Origin of the sequence: Komagataeibacter intermedius TF2 (assembly GCF_000964425.1) — a bacterium.
GTDB lineage: Bacteria > Pseudomonadota > Alphaproteobacteria > Acetobacterales > Acetobacteraceae > Komagataeibacter > Komagataeibacter intermedius.
Window position 1 is genome coordinate 1 of record NZ_BANF01000018.1, and the last position, 1,851, is coordinate 1,851.

The 1,851-nt window shown below is 62.3% G+C and carries 1 protein-coding gene and 1 pseudogene; both read left to right on the top strand.

Annotated elements, in window-relative coordinates:
* Nucleotides 1-138 precede the first annotated feature (138 nt).
* Nucleotides 139-1,087, top strand: a protein-coding gene (locus B7449_RS03575) for an IS630 family transposase (RefSeq protein ID WP_258373606.1) whose coding sequence is annotated in 2 segments (ribosomal slippage) — nt 139-479 and nt 478-1,087 — 951 coding nt in all. Because the reading frame shifts where the segments join, the coding sequence is not laid out codon by codon here.
* 336 nt (nt 1,088-1,423) lie between these two features.
* Nucleotides 1,424-1,851: pseudogene (locus B7449_RS22045) on the top strand (transposase); the annotation flags it as partial.

Sequence of the window (1,851 nt, forward strand, 5' to 3'; positions counted from 1 at the left end):
CGCGGCAAACCTGACATTCTCCTTATTAAGGGCCTTTCGATAAATTAGAGCATAATCCGATCTAATAGGTTCATTTTAAGATTCCCATACTGGTCGAAATCTGATTCATACTATGTGCCGGTATGGAGGCCGGCCCGTATGACCCGAGCCCTGTCTGCTGACCTTCGCCGCCGCACGATTGCGGCTGTTGCCTCTGGCATGACCCGTCGTGCGGCGGCGGTTCGTTTTGGTGTGTCTTCGTCGAGCGTTATCCGCTGGGTTGCTGAGTGGCAGGCCAGCGGTCGTGACCATGCGCTTAAACAGGGCGGTGATCGCCGTTCTCACCGGATTGAAGCATGGTCAGCCTTCCTGCTGGCCGCGATTGAAACAAAGGCCGATATTTCCCTTGTCGAACTGGCGGAGACACTTGCAGCAGAACACGGTGTCCGCTTTGCGCCGAGCACGATCTGGCGCTGTCTCGACCGTCACGACATGACCATCAAAAAAAACGGCGCACGCCAGCGAGCAGACACGGCCCGACGTCGCACAGCGGCGCGAGGCCTGGTTTGACAGTCAGCCTGACCTTGATCCGGCCCGTCTGATCTTCATCGACGAAACAGCCGTCTCAACGAAGATGGCCCGCCTGCGGGGGCGGTCACAACGGGGCACGCGCTGTCGAATGTCCGTGCCCCACGGGCACTGGAAAACCACGACGTTCATCGGCGGGCTGCGCCTCTCCGGCATGACAGCACCGATGATGCTGGACGGCCCAATGACCGGCGAATGGTTTGCCGCCTATACCCGCAAGGTGCTCGTTCCAACCCTGTCGCAGGGAGACGTCGTCATTCTGGACAATCTGCCCGCCCATAAAGGAGCCGTTGCCCGCGAGGCTGTGGAGGCAGTCGGCGCCAGGTTGTTGTTCCTGCCGCCCTACAGTCCTGATTTCAACCCGATCGAAAACATCTTCGCCAAAATGAAGGCGTGGATCAGACGGGTGGCACCGCGAACCCTCGACGCTCTTCAAAATACCGTCTGTGGAGCAATTGACGATATCTCTCATCGCCAGGCTGCCGCGTGCTTCACCGCCGCTGGATATGAACCAGACTGACCGGATTATGCTCTAGCAGGAATTTCCAGATTTGTCCTACTTCCGACAAGATAACTTATCGGAAGTAACATTTTGCGTGGCCGGATTTTTCCAGGCGGGGCGGGGAGGGAGAAGAAAGTCCGGAAAACCGCGCCTTTCAGGACAAACCGGGCGCTTTTTCGTTCTCTGAAACTCGTTAACATGATACGACGTATTATATGAAGTGCAAACGCCTTAATATGGTCGGAGTCAGGCGGCGCAGTTGCCCGCTGAGGATGGGCAGGCTGCCTGGTTCCACCGTCCGTCCGGCGTCGGCCTGCAGGGAGTGCGGGGCGGATAACCGGGGATCCACTCAGAATGGCTGAGACCGGCCGACCGCTGCAGGCGGCGCGGCCGCCGACCGGCCTGTCGCCTGCCACGGCACGGGCCTACGCAGCCTCCTGGCGCGCTTTCGTCGGGACCCAGGCCGTCGACGGCTGCTTTCCGGTCGGCCTTGTCGCGGTGGCGGCATGGCTGGAGGCCCGGGCCAAGGGCGGACGGCCGCGGCAGAGCCTGGTGGTGGATCGGGCAGCGCTGACGGCGTGGTGTGCCGCCAATGGCGAGGGGCTCGATGTCGCCCTGCCCGCTACGCGGGTGCGCCGGACCGGGGCCGGGGTCGATGCGGCGTCCCTGCTGGCCGCCGTGCGACGCTGCGGGCCCGACCTGCCCGGGCTGCGCGACCGGGCTTTGCTGCTGCTGGCGGCCACGCTGGACATCGGCGCCGAGGCGTTGGCCCGGCTGACCGT